Annotated in this window: 8 protein-coding genes; all 8 read right to left on the bottom strand. The window is 56.5% G+C overall.

All coding sequences use genetic code 11. The features are described 5' to 3' along the window. Positions 1-120: 120 nt before the first annotated feature. The 8 genes from EP867_RS18545 to EP867_RS18510 all read right to left on the bottom strand — a co-directional run bounded on the left by EP867_RS18545 (position 121) and on the right by EP867_RS18510 (position 5051). Complete coding sequence (locus EP867_RS18545; protein ID WP_128490938.1) at positions 121-891, bottom strand: glycosyltransferase family 25 protein; 771 nt, start codon at positions 889-891, stop codon at positions 121-123. A 579-nt stretch (positions 892-1470) separates the two neighbouring features. After that, positions 1471-1758 carry a chromosome partitioning protein ParB gene (locus EP867_RS18540; RefSeq protein ID WP_128490937.1) on the bottom strand — a complete coding sequence of 96 codons (288 nt, stop codon included), beginning with the start codon at positions 1756-1758 and terminating at the stop codon, positions 1471-1473. Continuing rightward, on the bottom strand, positions 1755-2420 hold the full coding sequence (locus EP867_RS18535; protein ID WP_128490936.1) for a ParA family protein: 666 nt from the start codon (positions 2418-2420) through the stop codon (positions 1755-1757). The genes EP867_RS18540 and EP867_RS18535 overlap by 4 nt, the downstream gene beginning before the upstream one ends. Before the next feature lie 66 nt (positions 2421-2486). After that, the gene (locus EP867_RS18530; RefSeq protein ID WP_164888949.1) at positions 2487-3317 is read right to left on the bottom strand and encodes a replication initiation protein; all 831 of its coding nucleotides are present in this window, start codon (positions 3315-3317) and stop codon (positions 2487-2489) included. 353 nt (positions 3318-3670) lie between these two features. Then, positions 3671-4147, bottom strand: a complete 477-nt coding sequence (locus EP867_RS18525) for a hypothetical protein (RefSeq protein WP_128490934.1) — start codon at positions 4145-4147, stop codon at positions 3671-3673. 54 nt (positions 4148-4201) lie between these two features. Beyond that, a complete protein-coding gene (locus EP867_RS18520; protein ID WP_128490933.1) occupies positions 4202-4621 on the bottom strand; it encodes a hypothetical protein in 420 nt (139 codons plus the stop codon). A 6-nt stretch (positions 4622-4627) separates the two neighbouring features. After that, positions 4628-4858 (bottom strand): hypothetical protein, encoded by a 231-nt coding sequence (locus EP867_RS18515; protein WP_128490932.1) that lies wholly within the window; start codon positions 4856-4858, stop codon positions 4628-4630. Continuing rightward, positions 4845-5051 carry a hypothetical protein gene (locus tag EP867_RS18510; protein ID WP_128490931.1) on the bottom strand — a complete coding sequence of 69 codons (207 nt, stop codon included), beginning with the start codon at positions 5049-5051 and terminating at the stop codon, positions 4845-4847. The genes EP867_RS18515 and EP867_RS18510 overlap by 14 nt, the downstream gene beginning before the upstream one ends. Positions 5052-5603: the final 552 nt, after the last annotated feature.

The raw sequence follows: 5603 nt of genomic DNA, 5'->3' as shown, positions 1-5603 counted from the left end.
GATACGAAAAGACAGCGTCAAGCTATGCTGCCAACTGGTATCTCGCAGCGGCCATCATCGCTTCACGATGAATGTCCACGGACCCTAACCGGATTTTTATAAAAACCGGATAATCTTACGTTATCGGAGCATGCCCAAGCGATACATGGTTACATGCAGCAGTGACCAACCATAGAATGGGGTCCGCTTGATAACATCTTTCAAGGAATTTTTTCTTACCTTCTTCGCAGGGTTCCGGGTGCTACTATCGGAACCGCAGTCAACCAAACCAATGTCGCTTCCAAAATGGGCGAGACTTATCGGAGACCGATCGAAGGAAAATCCTTGCCCTGTGCGTGTCAGCACATATCTGACTTGATCGTCGAACGGGGCGTAGATTCCCTTCTTGTCCAAATCTTTCAGAAAATTTTGAGCTCCAGCTCGGCTCCACATCAATGCCGATGCCAAGATTGGAAACTGCCAAGATCTTCTGAGTTCATGTCCCTCGACCCGAGCAATCCGTGAAAATCTTTTAGGGTATGAAGATGAGAGGTTAACACACTGCCAGTTCTCGGATGCTGCGCTTAAAGCCCGGGGCAATTCCTCGATCATTGCAAAAGCTTCGGGACCCAGCGTGACATCATCTTCCAATATGAGTATGACGTCATCACCAGATGCGACGAAGTCGCGTAGGCACTGAACATGACTTTTAAAGCAGCCTAGCTCGCCATTGGTCATCTTGCGCCCAAATATTCCTTCGAACTTCGTAGCTCGAACCTGTGGATCACCATCCACAATAGCGTTTCCGATAGCAGAAAACCGCACGAAGTCCCGATCAGCCAACCGAAACTGCGCTTCAATTAAGTTAAGTCTATCGACACTACGATCCAGATTAATAACGACATATTTCATGCGCAGAAGCTTCTTCTCGACATAGTGGCGCTTAATCTTGCATACCTTGGTGCAGGGCAGCAATCAATCGGCGAACCTGCTCCGGAAATTTCGGACTCATCACCCTCCGTGCGTCAGATGTTGGTTTACAGCACTGCTTTCGATATCTCCGAGCATCCGAGCCCTCATCGCTTCTTCGAAGCAGGGCCCCAAGAACTTCTGCTGCCCCCCATACGAGGTGTGACAGCAAGTGCAGCTGCCGTTTCGACCGCCAAACTCACTTCTCTTAAAATTACCTTATCCGCCTTTTGGGGCGACCTGGGGTCGCCCCGTGTGGCTCGCAGCCACATCGGCCAGACATCAACCGATGCCGCCAGCTCATCGCACTGACGGCACCTGAATTTCTTAGGGTTTTCCCCCGGATGTTCGACCATCTCGAGCACGCCTCGCCGCCCGCAAGAGCACATTAGGACCACATCAAACCCGGGTGCTCAGGGGATATTCTCCCATGAGCGTTGCATATCAATGGGACGAAAAGGGAATAAGTGCCACTTAATCCGATTATCATACTAACCGGATTTGTATAAAAACCGGATAATTTTAAATACCGGATTTGACTTTATACAACGCCCACGCCTCTTCGATCAGCACGCCCTGCTGCACGCCGCGGCGCCGGGCTTCGTCAGCGATTTCTGCCGCCACACCTGGAAACACCTTGGCATGCACCTGCCCGGTGCGCGGGGACGGCTTCCGGCCGCGCTTGGCTGGAGCCTCTCGGGAGGTGAAGCCCAAATCCTCGCTCACACGGTCCACTGCCTCGATGCGCTCGGGCTCGATGTCCTTACGGCGCGACTTCAGGGCGCCGACATTAATTTTGAAATCGGTCATGCCACTTGCTCCCCGGACAGCCGATCAAACACTGCCTTAGCGAAGCCTTGAGCGTTCTCGATCGCTTTATCTGCGTTCCCCTGCCCAGGCATCGAGTACAGGTCACCGCCGAATTCAAAGAGCGCAGAGAATGCGGCCCGCTCCATCAACTCAGGCTCGATCACGTCGACGCCCTGCTCCTTCAGGCTACCAACAATGCCCTTGTGCTGCTTCGACTGGATCGCCCGCGTCATGGTGAACACCACGGCGTGCGGAATGTCCCGCTCAAGGGCCTCTGCCTCTTCCTCGATCAGCTGCAGGGCCCGAACTCCGATGGTGGCATCGAGGGTCGTGGCCCGCATGGGGATGATCACCAGATCGGCCTGAGAGATTGCCCGGGACACCAGCCGCGATGCCACACCCTCCAAGTCGACCACGACAATGCGGCCATCCTGATCGTGCGCTTTGATCGCCTTGATGATCTCGCTCTCTTTCAAGCCTGAGACCACCTCGATGCGCTCAGGAAGCGTGCCGCGCTCGCTCCACAGGGTAAGGCTGCCGTTCGGGTCGCAATCCATCATCGTCACATTTGCGCCGGCATGAGCGAACTCTGTGCCAAGGATCACAGCGGTAGTTGATTTCCCTGCGCCCCCCTTGGGGCTGGCGATCACGACAGTTGGCATCACCTGATTATCCTGTTTACCGGGTATTTTTAATTACCGGATTTGTTTTATCACCGGGTTATCTGGTTAATCCGATAATTCATCTAATCCGGTCAAGGATTCCTTTTCCTCATCAAACAGATCGAACTGCCTCTCGCGCTGTGCCTGCCATTGAGCTTTCAGTTCATCCTTGGTCTTGTCCCACCACGTCACGCGAAGCCGGGTCACCTTGCGCCCCACGCGCTCTGCCACATCGATGCGACACGAAAAGGGCGCCAGCAGGTTCACCTCTTCTACGGCGGGCTCCAGCGCCTTCACGCGCAGCGCGCCGAAAGAGGCAAGTGCGCCTTTGGGAACGCCGAGGTAGTCCCGGAACTCGTCAATATCGAAGTCATTGAAAAGCACATGCTTCAACCGAACGCGCTTTGAGATGATCTCATAGAGGGCCATGCCGTACTTGGTGGTGAAGCCGTGGAGGATCTCCATCTCAAGCCGGGCGAAAATCTGGCTGTCGCGCAGGATCGGGATGAGCGACGAATGAAACTCATAGCTCACGTAACGGCCGCACCGTGACCTGATGGTAGGCCCGAGAAGCTGAACGCTCAGAACATCGCCATTCGTGAGAATAACCGTGACGTCAGTCCGGCGGAGAACCCCGAGGGCTTCAATCACACGCTGGCTGGACGGGTTGTTGCCGCGAAGATCAGCCATGGTGATTTTGAACATGCGGCCTTCGTCGGCCATATTCGGGCCAAAGGCATTCGCAAGCAGCTGATTGTATATCCGGCGGGCAAGGAGCGTCATTCGCTCACCGCCGCGAACCTCGATCAACTCAACCGGCTTGATAACCTCGCCTCGCCGCTGAAACGCGGAAAGCGTGGTTCCATCGTAACCTTTTGGTAGGGTGGCCTCATCCATCATTGTAACCTGTGCAATGTCACCCGGTCACAATACGGGTTTTATGACCTTCCGCCACACAGAACAGACCAAATCCCTGATAATCCGACAAAACCCTACCAATAAGTTACAATACCACGGACGCTCGCGACCCTCAGGGCTACCAATAAGTTACGATAGAGCGTGAAAACCGTGCTGCATTCCTGCCGATGAGGCGGTCGGGACAGGGAGATTGGCCAGGACAACGAAACCTACCAAAAGGTTACGTTACTCCTACCAAGAAGTTACGATACCCCTACCACCCGGTTACATTAAGCTAGCAAAAGGTTACAATATGGTAGGTTTTTATGTTTTAAATCAGTGATTTAACTTCTCTAAAATATAAGAAACTTAGAAAAATAAGAAATGGTTATCCACAACGCAAAAAGACCGCCCCCACCCGTGAGGGCAGGGGCGATATTATGCAGCGACACGGGCGCAGGCAATCTCGCCACGCTCTCTGTGATAGGTGATCGCTTGCAGCTCTGCCTGGCTACCCAGCTGTGAGAGGGTGCATAGGCATCACGGGCGGTGACAGCACGCAACTGCTCCCATCTCACTCCGGCTATATCCTTGCCTGCGAAGCTGTGAAGATGGCCGGTGAACAGGTGGCAGAATTTGGAGCGTCCGAAGGCCTCCCGATGCTGAGACACAAGCCCCATCGCCAGCCGCTCAGGCGGAACCTTGTCGCCATGATGGCTGGCCAGCATCACCTGACCGTGCTCACAGACCCTGAATTCGCCGGGGCGCTTGTCGACCTCGATGCGCGGGTCGTCACGATAGCGCTCCGCCAGGGCAAAGAGGACAGCCATGCTGCTGTGAGGATCATGGTTGCCGGGGAGGATCCGCACGATCACCCGTGCGTGCTACCGGGCCGCCAGATCGATGCAGGCGGCGAGCCCGCTGATCGCCATGTCGAGCGTGCGGAAGTGTCGGGTGTCGACATCGAGGACATGCCGCGACTCCAGCGTCTGGCTGGTCTGGTCGTCAGCATGCAGCAGATCGCCCGCCACGAGGATTACGCCCGTGCCCGATGCCGGGGCAGAGGCCACGCACTGACCTACCCATGAGCGGAGCCGGTCACAGGCGATCTTCGTGTCGTAATCTTTGCCGGTTTCTTCGCCCCATGCGAGCGCACCGACATGAGCGTCCGCAATGGGGTAGAACGTCAGCAGGTCATCGTCTGCATAGAGCGGCGGTGGGGCAGGGGGAGCGGCCGGCAGATCAGTGAAGGCCTCCCGGATGCGTTCCAGCGGGTCTGTGTCGTCCGCCGCGGGCTTCAGCATCAGCGATTAGCCCGGCTGGTCTTTCGTCCCCTTCGTCTTGATCCACGCCATGGCCGGAACCATGCCCGTGCCGACCGCATCCATGCCTGCCTGAATAGCGGGGTCCGTTGCGCTGCGAAGGGAGCGTGCAACGGTGCGATGAGAGACCCCCAACTCTTTCGCAACCGCGTTCATGCTGCCGAGGCGGTCAAAGGCTTCCTGATAGGCTTCCCGCCCGAGCCCCTTATTTGCGGCCATCTGCACACCCCACATCGATCAGGCGGATCAGCCGCGCTCCGGTGACCACCGATCGATCTCCACCGTCCAGCGCCAGCGCCGCTGCATGGTCCGCGCGCGCGGCTCGGGAGCCGTCACACACCGCGATCTGATCCACGCGCACGCAGCCAGTCACGCAGAGCGCCAGGGTCGTCGCCCAGATTGCTTTCTTCATGGTCCATCCTCTCGCGTGTCTTGTGATATGCCTCAGCGGCCTCCAGATCGGCGCGCTGAGCGGCGTCCCTGCGTCCGCGCCAGTAGAGCGCCACGGAGAGCAGGAGGCCCGCCAGCAGCCTCCACAGCGCCCGGATCAGCGCGCCAGCCATTGCCGCACCTTTGCGATGAGCCAGCCTGTCTCAGCAGGCTTAGCGAGATCATGCTCGCCACGATCAAGTAGCGGCAGGAATGGGACGCATAAGGTGATGCGGGACACAGTTACCAGAGCGAGTTTTCAACATCTCAGTCACTCATAAAGCAGAATTCGCCATGAGTAGCGTTTCAGGTCCAGAAAAGGAGCCGCCATGAATCGCTTGAATCCTTGAGCCTGCACCACAAAATCCCACTCAGTGCTGAATTATTTGCATTTTCGCTCTTGCGCCTGTCTTCGTGTCTGTCTAAACACCCCTTCACCGCAGCGGGGCAGACGGAAACGGCTGGTTGTTGCGGGAAGATCTGATGGATACGCGGTCGGTTGGCTCAGCGAAGTTGAGCTTATCCGGTTGTTGTT

The sequence above is a fragment of the Falsigemmobacter intermedius genome, assembly GCF_004054105.1.
In the GTDB taxonomy this organism is placed as follows: Bacteria; Pseudomonadota; Alphaproteobacteria; order Rhodobacterales; family Rhodobacteraceae; genus Wagnerdoeblera; species Wagnerdoeblera intermedia.
Note: the sequence above shows the minus strand (reverse complement) of the source record. Positions and strands in the feature narration are given on the sequence as shown.

Coding starts and splice junctions, on each gene's coding strand:
- EP867_RS18510 (WP_128490931.1), bottom strand. CDS start 5,051: ATGAAGAAAGCAATCTGGGCGACGACCCTGGCGCTCTGCGTGACTGGC.
- EP867_RS18525 (WP_128490934.1), bottom strand. CDS start 4,147: ATGGCTGTCCTCTTTGCCCTGGCGGAGCGCTATCGTGACGACCCGCGC.
- EP867_RS18545 (WP_128490938.1), bottom strand. CDS start 891: ATGAAATATGTCGTTATTAATCTGGATCGTAGTGTCGATAGACTTAAC.
- EP867_RS18540 (WP_128490937.1), bottom strand. CDS start 1,758: ATGACCGATTTCAAAATTAATGTCGGCGCCCTGAAGTCGCGCCGTAAG.
- EP867_RS18535 (WP_128490936.1), bottom strand. CDS start 2,420: ATGCCAACTGTCGTGATCGCCAGCCCCAAGGGGGGCGCAGGGAAATCA.
- EP867_RS18515 (WP_128490932.1), bottom strand. CDS start 4,858: ATGGCCGCAAATAAGGGGCTCGGGCGGGAAGCCTATCAGGAAGCCTTT.
- EP867_RS18520 (WP_128490933.1), bottom strand. CDS start 4,621: ATGCTGAAGCCCGCGGCGGACGACACAGACCCGCTGGAACGCATCCGG.
- EP867_RS18530 (WP_164888949.1), bottom strand. CDS start 3,317: ATGGATGAGGCCACCCTACCAAAAGGTTACGATGGAACCACGCTTTCC.